This is a genomic window from Cyanobacterium stanieri LEGE 03274 (genome assembly GCF_015207825.1).
Lineage (GTDB): Bacteria > Cyanobacteriota > Cyanobacteriia > Cyanobacteriales > Cyanobacteriaceae > Cyanobacterium > Cyanobacterium stanieri_B.
In genome coordinates this window covers 1-18,775 of sequence record NZ_JADEWC010000014.1, presented here as the reverse complement: position 1 = coordinate 18,775, position 18,775 = coordinate 1, and the positions used below count along the sequence as shown (strand labels likewise).

General features: G+C 38.8%; 17 protein-coding genes. 7 read left to right on the top strand and 10 right to left on the bottom strand.

Features of this window, described 5'->3' with window-relative positions; all coding sequences use genetic code 11:
* Positions 1-141: 141 nt before the first annotated feature.
* Positions 142-2,070, bottom strand: coding sequence for a sulfite reductase, ferredoxin dependent (gene sir / locus IQ215_RS07730; RefSeq protein WP_193800743.1), 1,929 nt, complete (start codon positions 2,068-2,070; stop codon positions 142-144).
* A gap of 104 nt (positions 2,071-2,174) precedes the next feature.
* Complete coding sequence (locus IQ215_RS07725; protein WP_193800742.1) at positions 2,175-2,780, bottom strand: DUF1176 domain-containing protein; 606 nt, start codon at positions 2,778-2,780, stop codon at positions 2,175-2,177.
* Positions 2,781-2,873: 93 nt separating this feature from the next.
* On the opposite strand from IQ215_RS07725, the gene metK reads away from it, so the two are divergent.
* A complete protein-coding gene (metK, locus tag IQ215_RS07720) occupies positions 2,874-4,115 on the top strand; it encodes a methionine adenosyltransferase (protein WP_193800741.1) in 1,242 nt (413 codons plus the stop codon).
* Between the two features lie 321 nt (positions 4,116-4,436).
* Here the strand turns inward: metK and ileS are convergent, their stop codons facing one another.
* Positions 4,437-7,346: an isoleucine--tRNA ligase gene (gene ileS / locus IQ215_RS07715; protein ID WP_193800740.1), complete on the bottom strand. Its 2,910-nt coding sequence runs from the start codon at positions 7,344-7,346 to the stop codon at positions 4,437-4,439.
* A 315-nt stretch (positions 7,347-7,661) separates the two neighbouring features.
* Between ileS and IQ215_RS07710 the strand changes: the two genes are divergently transcribed.
* Entirely contained in the window at positions 7,662-7,913 is a 252-nt protein-coding gene (locus IQ215_RS07710; protein WP_193800739.1) for a 2TM domain-containing protein, read from the top strand.
* 58 nt (positions 7,914-7,971) lie between these two features.
* On the opposite strand, the gene IQ215_RS07705 is transcribed toward IQ215_RS07710, so the two are convergent.
* The 3 genes from IQ215_RS07705 to IQ215_RS07695 all read right to left on the bottom strand — a co-directional run bounded on the left by IQ215_RS07705 (position 7,972) and on the right by IQ215_RS07695 (position 11,412).
* Entirely contained in the window at positions 7,972-8,328 is a 357-nt protein-coding gene (locus tag IQ215_RS07705; protein ID WP_193800738.1) for a carbon dioxide-concentrating mechanism protein CcmK, read from the bottom strand.
* Positions 8,329-8,404: 76 nt separating this feature from the next.
* Positions 8,405-8,713, bottom strand: a complete 309-nt coding sequence (locus IQ215_RS07700; RefSeq protein WP_193800737.1) for a carbon dioxide-concentrating mechanism protein CcmK — start codon at positions 8,711-8,713, stop codon at positions 8,405-8,407.
* A gap of 665 nt (positions 8,714-9,378) precedes the next feature.
* Positions 9,379-11,412, bottom strand: a complete 2,034-nt coding sequence (locus IQ215_RS07695) for a mechanosensitive ion channel family protein (protein WP_193800736.1) — start codon at positions 11,410-11,412, stop codon at positions 9,379-9,381.
* Positions 11,413-11,644: 232 nt separating this feature from the next.
* On the opposite strand from IQ215_RS07695, the gene IQ215_RS07690 reads away from it, so the two are divergent.
* Positions 11,645-12,802: an NAD(P)/FAD-dependent oxidoreductase gene (locus IQ215_RS07690; protein WP_193800735.1), complete on the top strand. Its 1,158-nt coding sequence runs from the start codon at positions 11,645-11,647 to the stop codon at positions 12,800-12,802.
* Here IQ215_RS07690 and gcvH read toward each other — a convergent pair.
* A complete protein-coding gene (gene gcvH, locus IQ215_RS07685; RefSeq protein WP_015221439.1) occupies positions 12,799-13,200 on the bottom strand; it encodes a glycine cleavage system protein GcvH in 402 nt (133 codons plus the stop codon). The two genes, IQ215_RS07690 and gcvH, sit on opposite strands and share 4 nt — an antisense overlap.
* 162 nt (positions 13,201-13,362) lie before the next feature.
* Between gcvH and IQ215_RS07680 the strand changes: the two genes are divergently transcribed.
* Positions 13,363-13,956 carry a tRNA isopentenyl-2-thiomethyl-A-37 hydroxylase MiaE gene (locus IQ215_RS07680; RefSeq protein ID WP_193800734.1) on the top strand — a complete coding sequence of 198 codons (594 nt, stop codon included), beginning with the start codon at positions 13,363-13,365 and terminating at the stop codon, positions 13,954-13,956.
* Between the two features lie 238 nt (positions 13,957-14,194).
* Positions 14,195-14,359 (top strand): hypothetical protein, encoded by a 165-nt coding sequence (locus tag IQ215_RS07675; RefSeq protein WP_193800733.1) that lies wholly within the window; start codon positions 14,195-14,197, stop codon positions 14,357-14,359.
* A 129-nt stretch (positions 14,360-14,488) separates the two neighbouring features.
* On the opposite strand, the gene aroQ is transcribed toward IQ215_RS07675, so the two are convergent.
* Both aroQ and IQ215_RS07665 read right to left on the bottom strand, forming a co-directional pair.
* Positions 14,489-14,941 carry a type II 3-dehydroquinate dehydratase gene (aroQ, locus tag IQ215_RS07670; protein ID WP_193800732.1) on the bottom strand — a complete coding sequence of 151 codons (453 nt, stop codon included), beginning with the start codon at positions 14,939-14,941 and terminating at the stop codon, positions 14,489-14,491.
* 18 nt (positions 14,942-14,959) lie between these two features.
* Positions 14,960-15,103, bottom strand: a complete 144-nt coding sequence (locus IQ215_RS07665) for a hypothetical protein (protein ID WP_193800731.1) — start codon at positions 15,101-15,103, stop codon at positions 14,960-14,962.
* Between the two features lie 532 nt (positions 15,104-15,635).
* On the opposite strand from IQ215_RS07665, the gene pirA reads away from it, so the two are divergent.
* Together pirA and IQ215_RS07655 are read left to right on the top strand one after the other, a co-directional pair.
* Positions 15,636-15,800, top strand: a complete 165-nt coding sequence (gene pirA, locus IQ215_RS07660) for an arginine synthesis PII-interacting regulator PirA (protein ID WP_431355527.1) — start codon at positions 15,636-15,638, stop codon at positions 15,798-15,800.
* A gap of 470 nt (positions 15,801-16,270) precedes the next feature.
* Complete coding sequence (locus IQ215_RS07655) at positions 16,271-17,887, top strand: mechanosensitive ion channel (protein WP_241735280.1); 1,617 nt, start codon at positions 16,271-16,273, stop codon at positions 17,885-17,887.
* 3 nt (positions 17,888-17,890) lie between these two features.
* Here IQ215_RS07655 and IQ215_RS07650 read toward each other — a convergent pair.
* The coding region (locus IQ215_RS07650; protein WP_193800729.1) for a serine hydrolase at positions 17,891-18,775 on the bottom strand (885 nt) is incomplete at its 5' end.

The window sequence follows — 18,775 nt, the reverse complement described above, 5'->3', positions numbered from 1 at the left end:
CCTGTGACGCTTGGATAAGGTTTATCCACCTGCAACCTGAAACCGAAAAATTAACATAAAGCCGTTTTAAAATGACGGGGTTTTATGACTATTTTCAGGATAATTAATCAAACCTGAAAAATTATCCTTTTTTGCCTTTGTCTATTTATCGAAATAGGCCTCTAATGCTTCGGCAACTATTTGATTCATGGCTTTTTTCTCCTCGGTGGAGACGGTTTTTAGTTTTTGGTACCATTCTTCGTTAACACTGATACGATGTTCGTTACGTTTAGCACGGGGTTTTTTCTCGCCTTTTTTCATGGTTTTTTTCTTGCTAGGTTGATAGGTTTGGGCGTATTCTCTGAGGGCATCAAAACCAACACGGTTACAGAAGTCGCCAAAGGTTTCGTTTTTCTTTTTGCTATCACGGAAGTAAACGAATAGGGGTTCTAAAAATTGTTCTAGTTCGGCGATATTGAGTTTTTCTTGGTAGGTGCGCGCTAGTCTGGTTTGATTGGGGCAACCTCCTAACCAAATTTGATAGACGTTGGGGGCTGAACCTACAAAACCTAATTCTGCCATGTAGGGGCGTGCGCAACCGTTAGGGCAACCTGTCATTCTAATAACGAAGGTTTCTTCTGCCATACCAAGTTTAGCTAGTAGGGTGTCGATGCGATCGACAATACTAGGTAAAATCCTTTCAGATTCGGTGGTAGCTAGTCCGCAGGTGGGTAGTGCAGGACAAGCCATGGAATAACGGGTAAGGTGGTTGATATTCTCTGGATCTAATTCTACGCCGTTGGAGCGGAAAATCTGGTTAATGTCTTCTTGCCATTGGCGATCAATTTCATAGAGAATAATGTTATGGTTGGCGGTTAGGCGGGTGGGTAATTCGTATTTGGTAATTACTTCTTTGAGGGCGGTTTTGAGTTGGAATTTACCGTCATTTTTTACCCTACCGTTTTCTACGGAAATACCGAGGAATAGTTTTCCGTCTCCTTGTTGGTGCCATCCTAAGTAGTCTTCATATTTCCATTTGGCTAGTTTTTTGAAGGGTTCTAGTTTTTTGCCGAAGTATTTTTCTAGTTGGGTTTTGAATTTTTCTACTCCCCAATCGTTGATTAAATATTTCATTCTGGCGTGACGGCGATTGGTGCGATCGCCATAATCCCTTTGGGTAGCGACTACTGCTTTTACTAAGTCAAAAACATCATCTTTTTTCACAAAACCAATTTCATCGGCACTACGAGCAAAGGTTTCTTCTTTACGATGGGTACGCCCTAAACCGCCCCCGGCAAGAACATTAAAGCCCTGTAATTCTCCTTTTTTATTGGTAATTACGACCAAACTCAAGTCATGGGTGTAAACGTCAATGGAGTTATCTCCTGGTACGGTTACGGAACATTTAAACTTACGGGGCATATACTGAGTACCATAAATCGGCTCTGGAGATTGTTCAAAGGTACTACCGTTAAGGTTTTTTTGACGGGCTGCTTTTACTTCGGGGGCTTCTTCCCCTGTAATGGCTTTTTCACCGTCTAACCAGATTTCGTAATAAGCACCACTTTGGGGGGCTAATAAATCGGCGATTTTGTCAGCATATTCCCACGCATATTGATAATCTAAGCGATTTTTGTAGGGGGCGGGGGGGGCCATGACGTTACGGTTTAAATCTCCACAAGCTCCAAGGGTAGAACCCATGTTCTGAACGATGGTTTTAATTACGGTTTTAAGATTTTTCTTTAAAATGCCGTGAATTTGATAACCTTGTCTGGTGGTGACTCTAAGGGTATGGTTACCGTATTCTTCGGAAAGTTGTTCTAGGGCTAGGTAAAGTTGATGGGGAATAAAACCCCCGGGGTTACGGGTACGTAACATGAATTGATAGTCTTTTTCTTGACCTTTAACCCTGTTGTCTCGGTTATCTTGTTGATAGGAGCCGTGAAATTTTAATATTTGGATACCATCTTCACTAAAATGGGTTGTGTCTTGCTTTAACTCGGTGGCTACTGGTTCTCTTAAAAAGTTACTACGCTCTTTAATTCCTTCCACTTTTGAGCGTTTTTTCTCAATGGTTGAACTGTCTGTCATTACTTTTGTGTGTTTGTTGTCAGATTCCTATTTACTATTCTAGTGCGATCGCACTTAATCTGTCACTAGAACAATAAAAGTTATTAAGAAAATCCTTCTCAACCTTAAGGATAAATTAAAGGATAATCCTCCACTGGGATATAAACCCCATCACATTCACCCTTATAACGATATTCTGCCAAAACAAAACTATTGTTTTCCCACCGATAAACCCCATAGCTACCGCAATCCCCTAAGCCCCGAGCTTTTCTATCCACCATTAACAACATCATTTCTGGATCAAACTCAACTGAACCGGTTAACAGAGAAGTTTCTATAATTTGTAAACCATTTCCCGTCTCCTCAAAAACAGTAAAACTCAAACCACTGATTTGATGTTCAACCTGATTAGCATCATAAAAAAGAAACTGATAACTACCCTGATAAGCCCCCACAAAACAAAAAACTTCTACTACATATTCCGTTTTACTTAACTCATAAACATTGGCATTATCTTCAGAAAGGAGGAAATTATCAGTATTACATAAATTTAAATCATTATCCTCCGTAATATTTTTAATAATATCTACACTATTTAAAGAACTTACATTTGCGTAATTATTTAGCTGTGTTAAAAATTTATTTTCACAACCAAAAAGCCCTTGCGAAACTAATATAAAAAATAAAAATAGTATGTTTTTTTTATAATAGAAAATACTAAAAATTAACAATGTTTAGGATGTAATAAAAAGAATATATTTGCTTAAAGGTAATCTTAACTTATATCATATAGGGTTAAACAACAAAATCACCGAGGGAAAACGTTGAGTAGAAAATATTTATTTACCTCCGAGTCTGTCACCGAGGGACATCCAGACAAAATATGTGACCAAATCTCTGATACTATATTAGACGCTCTTCTAAATGAAGATCAATATAGTAGAGTGGCCGCAGAGGTTGTAGTTAATACAGGATTAGTGCTAATTACAGGGGAAATTTCCTCCAAAGCTCAAGTCAATTATATTGACCTAGCCCGTAAAAAAATTGCCGAAATTGGTTACACCGATGCTAATAATGGTTTTTCTGCCAATAGTTGCTCGGTATTAGTAGCCCTTGACGAACAATCTGCGGACATTGCCCAAGGGGTAGATAAAGCTCATGAACAAAGGGAAAAACTAAGCGATGATGAGTTAGATAAAATCGGAGCGGGAGATCAAGGATTAATGTTTGGGTTTGCCTGTGACGAAACCCCCGAACTAATGCCCTTACCCATCAGTCTTGCCCATAGAATGTCCAGAAGACTAGCCGCCGTTAGAAAATCTGGCGAATTACCTTATCTAGGGCCTGACGGCAAAACTCAGGTAACAGTAGCCTATGAAAACGATCGCCCCGTAGGCATTGATACCATCCTCATCTCTACTCAACACGCTGAGAGTATAGGAAGTATCACCGATAATGATAAGATCCAAGCTACCCTAAAAGAAGCGATCCAAGAAACCGTAGTTAACCCAGTCTTCCATGACTTAGACATAAAACCATCTAATAAAACCCGTTTCTTGCTCAATCCCACTGGAAAATTCGTCATCGGTGGCCCTCAAGGAGATTCAGGTTTAACGGGTAGAAAAATCATTATTGATACCTACGGCGGTTATTCTCGCCATGGGGGCGGTGCATTTTCAGGAAAAGATCCCACAAAAGTCGATCGCAGTGCCTCCTATGCCTGTCGTTATGTGGCGAAAAATATCGTTGCGGCCGGACTTGCTTCTAAATGTGAAGTACAGGTAAGTTATGCTATCGGGGTAGCTCAACCCGTGAGTATTTTTATCGAAACCTTTGGCACGGCGAAAGTGTCCGAAGAAAAACTACTATCGGCAGTAAAAGCTCATTTTGACTTACGCCCCGCAGGTATTATTCAAATGTTTGATCTTTGTTCCCTACCTAGCCAAAGGGGAGGTCGTTTTTATCAAGATGTGGCGGCTTACGGTCATTTTGGTAGGAATGATTTAGACTTACCTTGGGAAAAAACCAACAAAGTATCTGCTCTCAAACAGGAGTTAGGGATTTAGTTTTTAAATGATCAACAAATCATACCAAATCCGATTTAGAAAATTTATCATTACTCGCCTTGCAATAAATTACAAGGCTAATAGTTTATCGTTCAATAAATTGAACTAAGGTATATTTTGATCTATGGATTTAGTATCACAGCTCATCTGAGTAAAATTCATTAAGTGTTGTCTGTTAGCCATGTAAATTATTACACGGTCAGAGACGATCACCATAGAAATCAGATTTGATCATATGGGGGCTTATGCCCCCTCAACGTTTTTCCCATAGGGAGAAATCTTATAGTCAAAGGGTGAGAAAATTCCCACCCCATAATATAGTTAGAAATTACCAACCAAGGCTTCCTTACACCTGTTGCAAATTAGAGGTTCATCAACAAAAGTACCCACAGAATTAGAATAGTTCCAACACCGATCGCACTTACGCCCTTCTGCATTAACTACTGCTACCTTAAGAGTAGTATCGGTTAAAGTGATTTCTCCTCGATAGTCACTTACATCCAAGGCAGACTCATCATCTACCAACTCCACCTGAGACACTAACAACAGATAACGCAACTCATCCACCCGGTTACCATCATTAAGCGCATCATCAGGATTGAGACTTGCCAAAGTATCCGCTAACTTACCTGTGGTGTCATATACCAACACTTTCGCCTCAAGGGAAGCACCGATGAGCTTTTGGTTACGGGCATCATCCAAAATTTTGTTAACCCCGGTGCGGATATGGCGTAATTCCTGCCATTTTTGGACAAATTCGGGGCTTTGCACCCACTCCGACTCCAATTTGAGCCAACCAGCCTCAAACACTGAATTACAGGGCTTTTGGTAGGGGAGATTTTGCCAGATGTCCTCCGCCATATGACATAATACAGGGGCGATCGCCCTTGCCAGATTTTCCAGTATAATAGCCATAACAGTCTGACAACTGCGACGACGGGCAGAATCAAGATCCGAAATATAAAGCCTATCTTTCGCCACATCCAGATAGAAATTAGAAAGATCCACTACACAGAAATTCTGTACCTTTTGGAAGAACTTAAAAAATTGGAAACTATCATAAGCCTCAGTGATTTCCGTAAAAACCTGATGAGTTTCATGCAAAATGTACTTGTCCAACTCAGGTAAATCAGCATAACTCACAGCATTTTTAGTAGGATCAAAATCATGTAAACTACCGATCAAAAATCGAGCCGTATTACGAATTTTACGATAAACATCTGCCAACTGCTTGATGATACTATCCCCAATACGCACATCCCCAGAATAATCCGTAGAAGACACCCAAAGACGTAACACATCTGCACCGTAGGGAGGTTGTTGCTTTTGATTTTTACCCCCATTAATGATTAAATTAGGATCAACCACATTACCAATGGACTTACTCATCTTCATGCCCTTCTCATCCAACACAAAACCATGGGTTAACACAGTCTTATAAGGAGCATGACCATTTACCGCTACACTGGTTAAAAGACTAGATTGGAACCAGCCCCGATGTTGATCAGAACCCTCCAAATATAAGTCCACAGGGTATTTTAACTCCTCCCGTTGATTTGCCACCGCCGCCCAAGACGAACCAGAATCAAACCATACATCCATGGTATCCATACCCTTACGGTAGGTTTTACCATTATTGCGGTAACTCTCAGGTAATAACTCCTCCACCGACATCAACCACCAAGCATCGGAACCTTTTTCCCTGATAATATCCCGAACATGGTTGATAGTTTCCTCATTCAACAAAGGCTCATTGGTTTCCTCATCATAAAACACAGGAATCGGTAAACCCCAACTCCGTTGACGGGAGATACACCAATCATTTCTTTCGCTCACCATGGGAGTGATGCGATTCTCCCCCTGGGCAGGAATCCAGTTAACCTCTTTGATAGCTTTTAATGCTTCCTCTCTGAAACCATCCACCGAGGCAAACCACTGCTCCGTGGCACGGAAGATGGTGGGTTTTTTGGTGCGCCAATCGTAGGGATATTTATGTTGATAGGCTTCTTCTTTCAAAAGACTACCTTTATCAGTTAAAGCATCGATGATGGCTTGGTTAGCATCCTTCAATACATTTAAACCCGCAAACTCCCCAGCTTCCTCGGTAAAGTTACCTTTATTATCCACAGGGGAAAGGATTGGTAAATGGTACTTTTGCCCTGTGATATAGTCCTCTTGTCCATGGCCAGGGGCTGTGTGTACTAATCCTGTACCAGATTCTGTGGTGATATAGTCACCGCCAATAACCACGGGGCTTTCTCTATCAAAGAGGGGATGTTTATAGGTCGATAGTTCTAAATCAGCGCCCTTAACTGTGGTTTTAACTTCTAATGTCACACCGAAGGTATTACCAAGGTTTTCTACCAAATCTTGAGCAACAATTAAATATTGCCCCTGTTTTACTAAAGAATCATTTTCCCCAGCAACAACTTCCACCACTGCATAATCTAGCTTACCGTTAACAGCTACTGCCAAGTTACCTGGAATTGTCCAAGGGGTAGTCGTCCAGATGGCAACTCCCAAATTAGGCATATATTGCTCTAAATGCGAGGCTTTGTCGCTCAACTTAGTGATGGTAAAACTAGCATAGATACTGCGGGAGGTATGCCCTTCAGGATATTCCAATTCTGCTTCAGCGAGGGCGGTTTGAGAACTAGGACTCCAATGGACAGGTTTTAAACCACGGTAGATATAACCATTGATCGCCATTTTACCAAACACTTCGATTTGGGCGGCTTCATATTCGGGTTTGAGGGTGAGATAAGGATTTTCCCAGTCTCCCCAGATGCCATACCGTTTAAATCCTTCGGCTTGTTTTTTTTGGGTTTTAAGGGCAAAGTCACGGGCTTTATACCGCAATTTGATAGGCGATAATTTTGGTCTTTTTTCTTCGGGAATACTTTGTAATACTTTTAATTCGATGGGTAAGCCGTGGCAATCCCAACCGGGTACATAACGAACTTTGTGACCTTGTAGTAATTTATATTTATTAATAATATCTTTTAAAACTTTGTTAAGGGCATGGCCCATGTGTAAGTCTCCGTTGGCGTAGGGAGGGCCATCATGGAGGACAAATAATTCTTTGGGGTTATTTTCAGCTAATTTTTCGTAGATTTGATTTTCTGTCCAAAATTTTTGTAATTCTGGTTCTTTTTGCACCGCATTAGCTCTCATGTTAAAGCTAGTTTGGGGCAGATTTACTGTATCTTTATAGCTTTTGGGTTCACTCATCGCAGGAGATGTTCATTAATATAATTATTTTCACATTCTGTTATTGTATTGTGAATCGGGCTTATCTCTCAATGGGGGGTCAGAAGATGGGGTAATGATGAGGTTTTATACCCAAAAATTTATTACCATTGTTTAATGATGGTATGAAATATCGTTGGATTACAGTAAAAACTAAGACTCTTAAATATTATAACCGTTCCCTGTTGTCTATTCCCTGTTCCCCATCCTAATTAGTATATTATTGAAACAGGGTAAATAAGTGTCAGGGGTCAGTATAATGAGGAATAAATGAAAAGTTAGTATTTAAGAGAAATTATGCCTCCACGTTGGCCTAGAGAACCAGATCGAGAAAATGATCTCAAATATAGAAAATTAGACGATCGCATGAATTTTGCTGTTCATGTTGCCTTGTTTACTGCCGTCAATTCGGGAGCGTGGTTTTTCCACAATTTACAACACGCCCAATGGTCTTGGATCACTTGGATGACAGGGATTTGGGGTATTATTCTTTTTGCCCATTTTATTTATATAAGTGCGATCGCCAATTATACCAACGCCAAAAATTAAATTCTATCCCAACAATCAGGGGGTTGAACAATGTTCAACCCTTTAACCCTTAATTGATTTATGACTGAGAAGCTAAATAAGGGGCTGTGTTACCCTCTACCGCTTGACGATAAGATTCAACCTCATCAGTATAATCAATGGGTAGTACAGCGCAAACATTTTGATGAGGACGAGGGATAATTACCCAAGATTCTAGGGTAGCACCTTCCGCCTTTTTCACCGCATCAATTCCCGCTGCCATAGCAGTTTTAACCTCTGAAACATCTCCACGGATATTAACCGTAAAACGAGCGCTACCTACCCGAATATAACCCACAAGGGTTACTCTACCTGCTTTAACCATGGCATCGGCTGCGGCTAAAATACCGGGAAATCCTTTTGTTTCAATAGAGCCAACGGCTGACTGTGAAGGCATAAAATATATACTCCTGTAATTTTATCTAAATATAAAAACTTATTTTAATTGCTTAATATTAATTAATTCCAAGGGCTTACACCCGATAAGGATTAGAAACCTCATTATGGGCAATGGGTAATATATCTACCACATTAGGGGGAGGATTGGGAACAATGTAATGATTCATTACTTCACCCCCGAGAACTTCTTCTGCTCTTATTAATCCCTCCTCCATGGCTCGATTCACTTCGGATACTGCGCCCCTAATGGCGATCGCAAATTGACCACTTTCAGCCTTATCAAAATAAACAAGGGTAACTCGGGCGCTTTTAACCATCGCATCAGCTGCCGCCAAAATAGAGGGAAAACCCAAAGTTTGAATAACTCCTACTGCTTCAGGCATGGATAATTATATCTTTTTTACTTAAACCTAATAATTATCGCACAAATTATCCTTAATAGATAGATCTCTATGGTTAATTCAAATTGAGAAATCAGAATATTGAAATAAGTATTGATTATCAAAAAAATAAACTCTAGATCATTAGAGCCAAAAATATCTTAACTTTTGTTCAGGATTTGTCAGTATGGGTGATAGTAGCTTATACTAAACCCTTGAATCAAAATGTATTAGACTTGTTGTGAATTAAATATCTGCGTATCTGAAACCCTTATCAAATAAGGACGAAATTTGGCAAAAAACCTATTTCGCAACAACTCTATTTTAGTTCAATTTATTGAACGATAAACTGTTAGCCTTATAATTCATTTAATTCATTGCAAGGCGAGTGATGATATATTTTCTAAATCGGATTGGCTATAATTTATTACAAGTTGATGCTACAAAGATACAATCTATTTAACCTGAGTTCGGGATAAAATTTATAGTCTTGTAAAAAAGTTGTCAGGTATGGGGTATCGGGTGTCAGGTTAAGAAGTTGACAAAAACTATATCCAAACTTGATATAACTAATAATTTTTAGTAGCAACAAAAATAGGCAAGGGAGTAAAGGTTGAAAAGAAAAACGCTCCTAAAGCCCCAAGCCTATCCATAATAATGACTATCAATTAATTATTGGTAGAAGCACCAACCCCATTTAGGGAATCAGGCTCACGATGCCAAATTTCCCTTTGAGGAATACCCAAGGAAATTCCAGCCCTATCAAAAGCCTCCTTAACTCTTAATCGTAATTCTCTACCCACTCCCCATTGTTCAGCAGGTAAAGTTTTAATCAAAAGTCGAATCATAATACCATCATGGGATACCTTTTCAATACCTAAAATATCAGCTGGTTCAAGGATTTTTTCCTGCCATTCTTTTTCCTCATAAAGTTTTTCTGCCACTTCCTGAATCAAATTAGTGGCGGCTTTTATGTCTTGATCCCAAGCGATTTCAATGGTAAAGTTAACCCTAGACCAGTTTTTAGTCATATTAACCACTGTGGAAATATGACCATTAGGGATTACGATTAACTGTCCATCTAAGTTACGTAAAGAAGTAGCATAAAGGTTCATACTCTCCACACAACCAGCAAAACCATTAATCTCTACCACATCTCCTACAGCAAAACGGTCAGTATATAAAATTAAAATACCGTTGAGCATATCTTCTAAAAGATTGCGAGAAAGGAAAGCAAACACCACAGCCGCAGCCCCTGCCCCTGCTATTACCGTGGGATTTAATCCTGTAAAAGCAAAAGTTAATGAGATACCGATAACTGTGAAAATAAAAGTTGTTGCCCCTTGCAAAGCAGGAGAATAAGTATTAACTCTAAGGGTAGGACGATTAGAATTAGGGAATAATTCTTGTTTTTCCTTAGCCCATCTATTGAGGATTGAATCAATCCAAAAGTCTCCGATTTTGTCAACCAATACAATACAAATCCAGATTATTGGAACTAAAATTGCTTGAGAGAAAAACAGATTAAATAAATAACGGGTTTCTCTATAAGTGATAACGATAGTTCCTATACTAATTAAAATTGCCGTAATTTGCCCTAAGAGGAAAATCCGAAGAACTAATTGAATTAAATTTAACTGTTGTTTAATTACATTTTGGGTTTGCTGGTAAACTGTGGGTAAAATCTGAGTAGGTATTTGTAAACCATCGGAGATAACTTGAATACCATTACTAATACTTTGATTAAAGACTCGTCCTAATAACTTTCTAAAGGTTTGTATTTTTTTTGATATGGGTTGAGTTTTAGTTGATATTCTTCCTGATAAAGGCTGAGTATAGTTCCGAGTTTTTGTTTCTGTATCAGTTTGAGTTTGTTCGTCATCTTTTTTATGAGCTTCAGGATCAACTGTTAAAGTATCCTTTATATCCTGTAACTCTTGTCTTAGTATCTTGGCTATTTTTTTGATAAATCTTTTGAATTTATTAACTAAAATTACAAAAATAAGAGCAATTATTCCAACTATTACCGATATTTGCAATCTTATTAGGGGTTGTTGATGATTCATTTCTGCTCCCCAGAGTGCGTCACTAATAGAGTTAGCCACTTTTAATCTCCATTCTTCCCCTAACTCTTCGATGGTGGAAGCGTTAGCACTAGCATCTATGCCCGTTACAGTGACAAGGGCTTGGGATGATAAACCTAAATCAGGTTGTCTGGGTACAAATACAACGGTTTGATTATTTTCTGTTCCTACTTCTACTATGGGGGTAAATGGATGTCGAGGTTTTTCTCTATTTAAAAACCAAAAACTGAGGGATTGTCTTTCGTCTGAAAATTCAAAGGAGTTAGATTGAATAATATTGCGAAAAATTCCTTCAAAAATATTTTGTACAAATTTGGCTCTTTGTTCAACATCGATCGCAATTTCGGCGGATGTTTTTTCCGATTCTCTGGGCAAAGCAAGGGTTAATTGTTCTTCCATGATTTCGGAATTACCAAAGAGATAAACATCACTACACCAATATTTTCCGCATGGACGAGCTTTGTTTAAATCCCATTCGGGAGTTTCGGGGAAATCGACTACGCTACTGGTGGGTAAGTTAAAAAAAGGTAGTTGGGCGAAGGCTTGGGGGGTGAAGTTGACGATAAAAATTAGGCTGAGAATAAAGATACTCAGGTATTTAGTGATTAATTTACGCATTACGTTATTTATGTCTTTTTGTAAAGGACAGTTATTATGTTAGTACACAATATCTGGAATTAGGGTTTTAAAAAAACGGTTTGAGTAAGAGGAAATGTTAGGTTAAGTTGGTGTGGTGTGTCTTTATGGGGATGAATATTGAATGAAAATGCTTATGATGGAAAGGTTTTAGCATAAAATTAATAATAAATAATACAGATAAAATAAACGGATCAAAGAATAGGGGTTTTCGATGAGTAATTATGGTGCGATCGTTGTTGGTGCTGGTTTGACTGGCTCTGCTTTGGCTTATGAGTTGGCAAAAAAAGGTATTAGGGTTTTATTAATTGACAAAAATCTAGGTTTTTCCAATGGTACTGCTTACAGTTATGGGGGCATTGCTTATTGGTGTGGTAGGGACGATCGCACCATATCTTTATGTCAAGAAGGGTTAAACATTCAAAAAAATCTCAGTGATGAGCTAGATTATGACATTCAATATCGAGATTTAGATTTACTGTTTACCATTCCCCATGATAAAAATCCTGATGAGGTGGCTAAGAATTATCAAGATTTTTGGATTAAACCTGAGTTGTTGAGTATAGATAATAGTTGTAACCTAGAGCCTTTGTTAAATCGGGAGGCGATTTCTGGCTGTTTACGTTTTCCCCATGGCCATGTTAATCCTCGCAGGGTAATGGAGGGTTATCAAAAAGCCTTTCAAAAATTGGGGGGAGAAATTCGAGAAGAATTGGTGATGGATTTAGAAACCAAAGGAAGTCGCATCGTGGGCATTACCACAGATAAAAATAGTTATTTTGCCGATGAAATAATTTTATGTGCGGGGGCGTTTTGCCGTTATTTTTTAGCAAAGGTGGGGGTTAATTTACCGATTTATTTTACCCATGCTCAGTTGATTAAAACTAAACCTACGGATATTAAATTGCGTTGTTTGGTGATGCCTAGCACCACGGCACGATTTTTGATGGAAAAGGATGTAACGGCGTTGGCAAAGGATTCTATCTGGACAAATCCCAGTGATGATTTACAGGGCCAAGTCCTAGAACCGGGGGCAATTCAATTTTTAGATGGTAGTCTGTGTTTAGGTCAAATTAGCCAAATTCGCACAAATCCCCATGCTCCTGTGGATGCTAGGGCTAGTGAGGAGATGATTCGAGGGGCGATCGCCCATTATTTACCTTCCTTAGCTCATCTCGAAGGGCAATGGCATAATTGCCAAGTGGCTTTTAGTAAAGGTGTACCATTTCAGGTGGGTAGAGTGGATGAAATGGAAGGGCTGTCGGTATTTTCTGGATTTACTAGCCCTTTTGTGTTTGTTCCCCCCCTAGCTCGGAAATTCACTCATTTTTTGACCACGGGGGAGGGTGATTTTACCCTCAAAACCTCCTAGGCTTCGGGTTCTACTAAGGCTCGGTATTCTTCGGCACTGAGGGCATCTTCTAATTCCTCATTAGGATCATCCAAACGCACTTTGACTAACCAACCTTCACCGTAAGGATCATCGGCGATCGCCTCTGGTTGTTCGATTAACATTTCGTTACGGTCAACCACTGTGCCTGATACGGGGGCATAAATTTCTGACACTGCCTTAACAGATTCTACCGTACCAATATTGTCCCCAAGGGCGATCGCATCTCCTAATTCGGGTAACTCCAAAAAGACTACATCTCCCAATTCCTCAAGGGCAAAAGCACTCAAACCGATGGTGGCGATGTCTTCATCGTCTTCTATGCGTACATACTCATGGGAATCAAGATATTTTAAATCTTCGGGATATTCTAAGCTCATCGGCTATTACTCTGTATCAAAGGTTCTCTAATATTATTATTTATCGGTGAAAAATTAACAAGCACATTAATCAATTGACAATGGACAATGGACAATTAACAATGAATTTTACAAACTATTATTTGTAATTTTTATCGTCCCAATAATTTTATATAAATAGCCGTGAAAACATTAACCAAGATCAAACTTTTGTGCGAACCTACTTCCGAAGCATGGTTACAACAAGCCCTCCATAACCTTGATACCATCCTCCTAGATCACTCCCATTGTGAGCGTAAAGCTGCAGGAGTAGCCGTCAATCTTCTTTTTCGCTATCCTTCCCATACCGATCTTATTTATCAACTCACAGCCATTGCTAAAGAAGAATTAGAACACTTTGAGCAGGTAAATCAATGGCTTGAAAAAAGAGAAATACCCCTGGCCCCTCTCCAACCTTCCCCCTATGGTGCTACTCTCAAGGGTGCTATTCGTCGTCACGAGCCCCATCGTCTCTTGGATTCCCTATTAGTTTCTGCTCTCATTGAAGCGCGATCGCACGAGCGCCTTGGACTACTGGCTGAAAATTGCCCCGATGACGAACTAGCCAAATTTTATCGAGGATTAATGGCATCAGAAGCCAGACACTACGGCATTTATTGGGTACTAGCTCAAAAATACTGTGATCAAGAACAAATTGAACCCCGACTACAAGAGTTAGCCCAACTAGAAAGCGAAATTCTTAGTCAATTGTATCCTGAACCGAGAATACATAGTTAAAAAAGAGCCTTGTTAAATCTGTGAATCAAAATATACCTTAGTTCAATTCATTGAACGAACTACCAATAGCCGTGTAATTTATTACACGGTGGGGCAAAGGCGAAGATACAATCTATTTATAATCAATTATCCAAACCTGATATGATTCATTGGAAGGCAAGTAATGATATATTTTCTAAATAGAATTTGGTATGGGGTAAAATGATCAAGAGCATTACCATAACCTGAGAATAAATCCATGCAATTTATCCGTCAACAAATAGTTCCCTTAGTTACCATTCTTATCGCCATTTTTGCCCTCGTTGCCACCAGCGCCCGTAGTTTCATCAAAACCGATTTGGCACAACCTGCACCCATCGAAAATATTTACAGCGATAATAGCACCACCCAAAACCAACCATAAAAAAGTCAGAGTGGGCAATGCCCATCATAAAAAAAATTCCCCTTTCCTGAAAACTTAGGGAACAACTAATAAAAGTAACAAAACCATTGCCTATTCCCCATTCCCAACCTTAACGAATAGACTTTTTCATCAAGTCCCAAGGGACTGTACATGATTAACTAAAGCCTGTAAACCCAATAAATAACTATCCACCCCAAAACCGCTAATTTGCCCGATGGAGATAGGGGCAATATAAGAATGATGGCGAAATTCTTCACGACGATAAATATTACTAAGGTGAACCTCCACAGTGGGAAGATTCACCCCCGCCAGAGCATCTCTAATGGCGACACTGGTATGGGTATAAGCACCAGCATTAATAATAATGCCCTGATAAACCCCCGAAGCCTGATGGATGTGATCTACGATCGCACCTTCATGATTAGATTGAAAGCAAACAACTTCAACCCCCATGCCTTTTCCTTTCTCCAGAAGGAGGTTATCTACATCTTTGAGAGTCAAATAACCGTAGATTTCAGGCTCTCTTTGGCCCAAGAGATTAAGATTAGGACCATGTAAAACTAGAATTTTCAACTCAGACACACTATTACACCATTACGATTAGCGATAGCGATTAGAGGGGCGATCTTTGACAGGAATGGGAATTAATTCTGGTTCAGGTTCTCCCTGAGGTCCTGCTAATGCCTCTACTAATTTTTGAGTCCACTCTTTGATTTTTTCGATAATTTTCTCTATTTGATCCATTAATAAAGAAGACTCCCATAATGCTTTTTTATCACTAAAACCATCATAACGTTTACTTTTTCTAAATGCAACTCAACGGCTCAATGGGTAGTATTTGCTACCAAAATACTAATCTATGGGATATTTTTTTGCCTATTCCCTTCATTTTTCTAAGACAATTTAATCTCTAGCAATCTGTTAAGTAGAACCAATTAAATAAAAGAAAGTTTATAGTTACCCCTTTAGGGGTTTTAAGGATTTCTGAAATAAGGGCTTAAGCCCTCAACTAATGAGCCTATTTTACCTTTAATTCAGTGGGGCAACTTATCAAAAGGTACTATTTTCCGACGGTGTAATTAACTACACAGCTAATAACTTTTTTCCATTTAACTGAATAGTATGGACAATCAATAAACTGAATTTTATATTTAAGAGGCTCATTTTGCATAGGGTATTATCTATTAATTTTTTGTAACAAATAATACTTTTTACAGGGAATAAAGTTAAAATGACATCAGATAAAGTAATGAGATATTGATAAAAACCTACCATGATGAATATAACCCGTAAAAATAAAATGAGAGCCGATGCTACTAAGGCCTATAGAGATAGTTTAAGAAAGAATCTTGAACACCGTTTAGATGTTGCTAGAAGTCAGGGAAATCAGAAATTAATCCAACAATTGGAGCAAGAGGCGGCTTATTTACATCTCGTATAGTATTGTTTAACTATGTTTTCTTTGTGTTGATATTTGAGCCTATCTTGTATGATAGGTTTTTTTATAGGATCAATTTTTAAGTTACCAGGATTTTAAACGCTAATAAAGATTAAGTAAAATATTATTTTATTTGTTAAAAGTATTTTGGGGATTATGGTTTATGAGAAAAACTTTTTTACTGATGTAACCCTATTAATAAAAAACAATCATGGTTAAATTGAGCTAGGGTATGTTATCAAAATCAAAATATTCATTTTGCAATGGTGCAAAAATTGTTAATCATAACTAGCCATCATGATTTATTAGAGAAGGTTTAAGGTAAATAATAAACACACTAAAGATTAATATAAAATAGTTTTTACCATTAAGAGAATCTACGGTTTTTAGATAAATTTGATTTATTTGGGATATATAGATATATTTAAAACGTATCTGTAGAAATCACAAACAATAAGAATATGAAAATAACGATGGATTCTCTACCAGACTTAAATGCCCTGAGTTTATTTGCTCAAATCTCTGAAGTACAGGAGAATTTACCTGTACCAGATGACTTAGTAAGTGCGCTTTTGAGTTTGGGAAAGGCAATATTAATTTTAATTATTGGTTTAATTTTTGCCAATATTTTTAAAGGATTTATCAGAAAATCTCTCCATAAAACTGATATTGATAATCGTTTGGCTTCCTTCATTATGGGCGATAACGCCGAGGATGCTAAAAAAATAGAAACAGAAAAATGGATTTCAGAAACCGTTGGTTGGGTTATCATCCTTTTTGTGGTGGTTGCCTTTCTAAATGCCCTTGAGTTAGATTTGGTTTCCGAGCCTTTAAATGCCCTTTTAAACGAAGTAATGAGCTTTTTACCGAGTTTAGGGGGAGCGGCGATTATCCTTGTGGTAGCTTGGTTATTGGCAACGGTAGTCAAGTTAATTATTGTCAAAACCCTGTCACAATTCCATTTTGATGAGAAGTTAAATCAACAGGTGCAAGATGATAATGAGATGATGGATGACGCTCAAGGGGGCGAAATTGCCATCGGTGAAACCATCGGTAATGCTCTTTTTTGGTTTATCATTTTATTATTCCTTCCTTCTATTTTAGGAATTTTAGGTTTAGATGGAACTTTACGACCTTTAGAGGAGTTGGTTAATGATATTTTGGGGGTTGTACCCAATGTGTTTGCGGCTGCAATAATTGCTTTTATTGGTTGGATTGTTGCTCAAGTAGTGAAGAAGGTTGTTAGTAATTTATTAAAAGCTAGTGGGGCGGATGCTATCGGTGCAAAATTTGGAATGTCCACCACTAATAAGAAACAATCTTTATCTTATGTTATCGGCTCTGTGGTATATGTCTTAATCTTAATTCCCATTGCCATTACGGCGCTTGATGCTTTAGAGATTCAGGCTATTTCTGTACCTGCGATCGCAATGTTGGATCAAGTTTTGGACATACTACCTAAATTATTTGCCGCTATTGTTGTCTTAGGATTTGGTTATTTTGGGGCGCAATATTTAGCGGAATTATTGGTTAATCTTTTAACGAATGTGGGTTTTAATAATGTTTTTGTCTGGTTAGGGATTACTGAAACTGCACCCGTGGCGGTGGGGGAAAACTCTGAGGAGGAAAATAATACTAAAACCCCTGCTCAAATTGTGGGTATTATCCTTGTGATTGCCATTATGTTGGTGGCAACTATTACGGCGGTGGATATTTTACAAATTGAAGCCCTTCGGGAAGTGGTAGCATTTATTTCCCTGTTGGCTGGGCAAGTATTAATTGGGGTAATTATTTTTGCTGTGGGTTTATATTTCGCTAATTTAGTTTATCGATTAGTGATTAATTCTGGTACACAACAAGCCCAATTTTTAGCCCAAGTTGCCCGTATTGCCATTATTGTTTTGGTGGCTGCCATGGCTTTAGAAAGAATTGGCATCGCTCCTAATATCGTTAATTTGGCGTTTGGTTTGCTTACGGGAGGAATTGCCGTGGCGATCGCCCTTGCCTTTGGTTTGGGGGGTAGAGAGGCGGCAGGAAACGCCTTACAGCGTTGGTTAGACTCCTTTACCAATGGGGGAAGTGACTCTTAATTATTAATTAGCCGTGGGGCGAGGTTGATACCATTTAAAATGTTGATAAGCCTCACGGGATATTTCCTGGATCATGGTTCGGGCGGTATAATCATTGTGGGGACGTTGTACTAAAACTGCCCCTACATAACGTTTTCCTGTGGGTATATCAATGATTCCCCCATCCCCCAATACTTTGCCAATGTCTCCTGTTTTGTGGTAAATTGTGGCATTGGGTTCGATGCCTTGGGGTAATAAGGTATTGGTGATAGTTCTTTCCATGATACCTAAGAGGCGATCGCGCGATCTATTTTCCACTAAATCTCCATTACTCACCTTCATCAAAGTAATCGCCAAATCCCTAGCACTAATGGTATTTGTACCTTCTAAATCAGGGAGATAATTATTAATCACCGTGGATTCTAAACCCCATTCCTTAAATCGCTCATTAAGGGCTTGGACGCCTCCTAACCTTTCAATTAACATATTAGTGGCGGTATTATCACTACGGATAATCATTTCTTCGGCTACCTTTAAAGCGGTATATTGAGTACCGATGGGTTGATATTGCATTGTACCTGCTTCAGTGGCTAAGGTTTCCTCCGTCATGGTTAATTTTTCATCGAGCAAAATTTTCCCCGCATCCACATCTTGAAAAAAGGCTACTAAAATAGGGGTTTTAATGGTACTAGCGGCAGGAAAAGCCTCCATGCCATTCATATTCACAAAGGCACCGTTATCCAAGTCAACAAAAAACAGACTAGGTTGAAGATGGGAATATTTTTCAAATAAGGTATTCATTTTTTCCCGGAGGGGCATTAATTCTTCGCTGAAGACAAAAGCGTTGTCGGGGGTAGTATTTTCTGGGGTGTTAATGGTGTCTTGGTTATTTTGTTCCATGTCTGCATT

Coding starts and splice junctions, on each gene's coding strand:
- sir (WP_193800743.1), bottom strand. CDS start 2,070: ATGACAGACAGTTCAACCATTGAGAAAAAACGCTCAAAAGTGGAAGGA.
- ileS (WP_193800740.1), bottom strand. CDS start 7,346: ATGAGTGAACCCAAAAGCTATAAAGATACAGTAAATCTGCCCCAAACT.
- IQ215_RS07710 (WP_193800739.1), top strand. CDS start 7,662: ATGCCTCCACGTTGGCCTAGAGAACCAGATCGAGAAAATGATCTCAAA.
- IQ215_RS07705 (WP_193800738.1), bottom strand. CDS start 8,328: ATGCCTTCACAGTCAGCCGTTGGCTCTATTGAAACAAAAGGATTTCCC.
- IQ215_RS07700 (WP_193800737.1), bottom strand. CDS start 8,713: ATGCCTGAAGCAGTAGGAGTTATTCAAACTTTGGGTTTTCCCTCTATT.
- IQ215_RS07695 (WP_193800736.1), bottom strand. CDS start 11,412: ATGCGTAAATTAATCACTAAATACCTGAGTATCTTTATTCTCAGCCTA.
- IQ215_RS07690 (WP_193800735.1), top strand. CDS start 11,645: ATGAGTAATTATGGTGCGATCGTTGTTGGTGCTGGTTTGACTGGCTCT.
- gcvH (WP_015221439.1), bottom strand. CDS start 13,200: ATGAGCTTAGAATATCCCGAAGATTTAAAATATCTTGATTCCCATGAG.
- IQ215_RS07675 (WP_193800733.1), top strand. CDS start 14,195: ATGCAATTTATCCGTCAACAAATAGTTCCCTTAGTTACCATTCTTATC.
- IQ215_RS07665 (WP_193800731.1), bottom strand. CDS start 15,103: ATGGATCAAATAGAGAAAATTATCGAAAAAATCAAAGAGTGGACTCAA.
- pirA (WP_431355527.1), top strand. CDS start 15,636: ATGAATATAACCCGTAAAAATAAAATGAGAGCCGATGCTACTAAGGCC.
- IQ215_RS07655 (WP_241735280.1), top strand. CDS start 16,271: ATGGATTCTCTACCAGACTTAAATGCCCTGAGTTTATTTGCTCAAATC.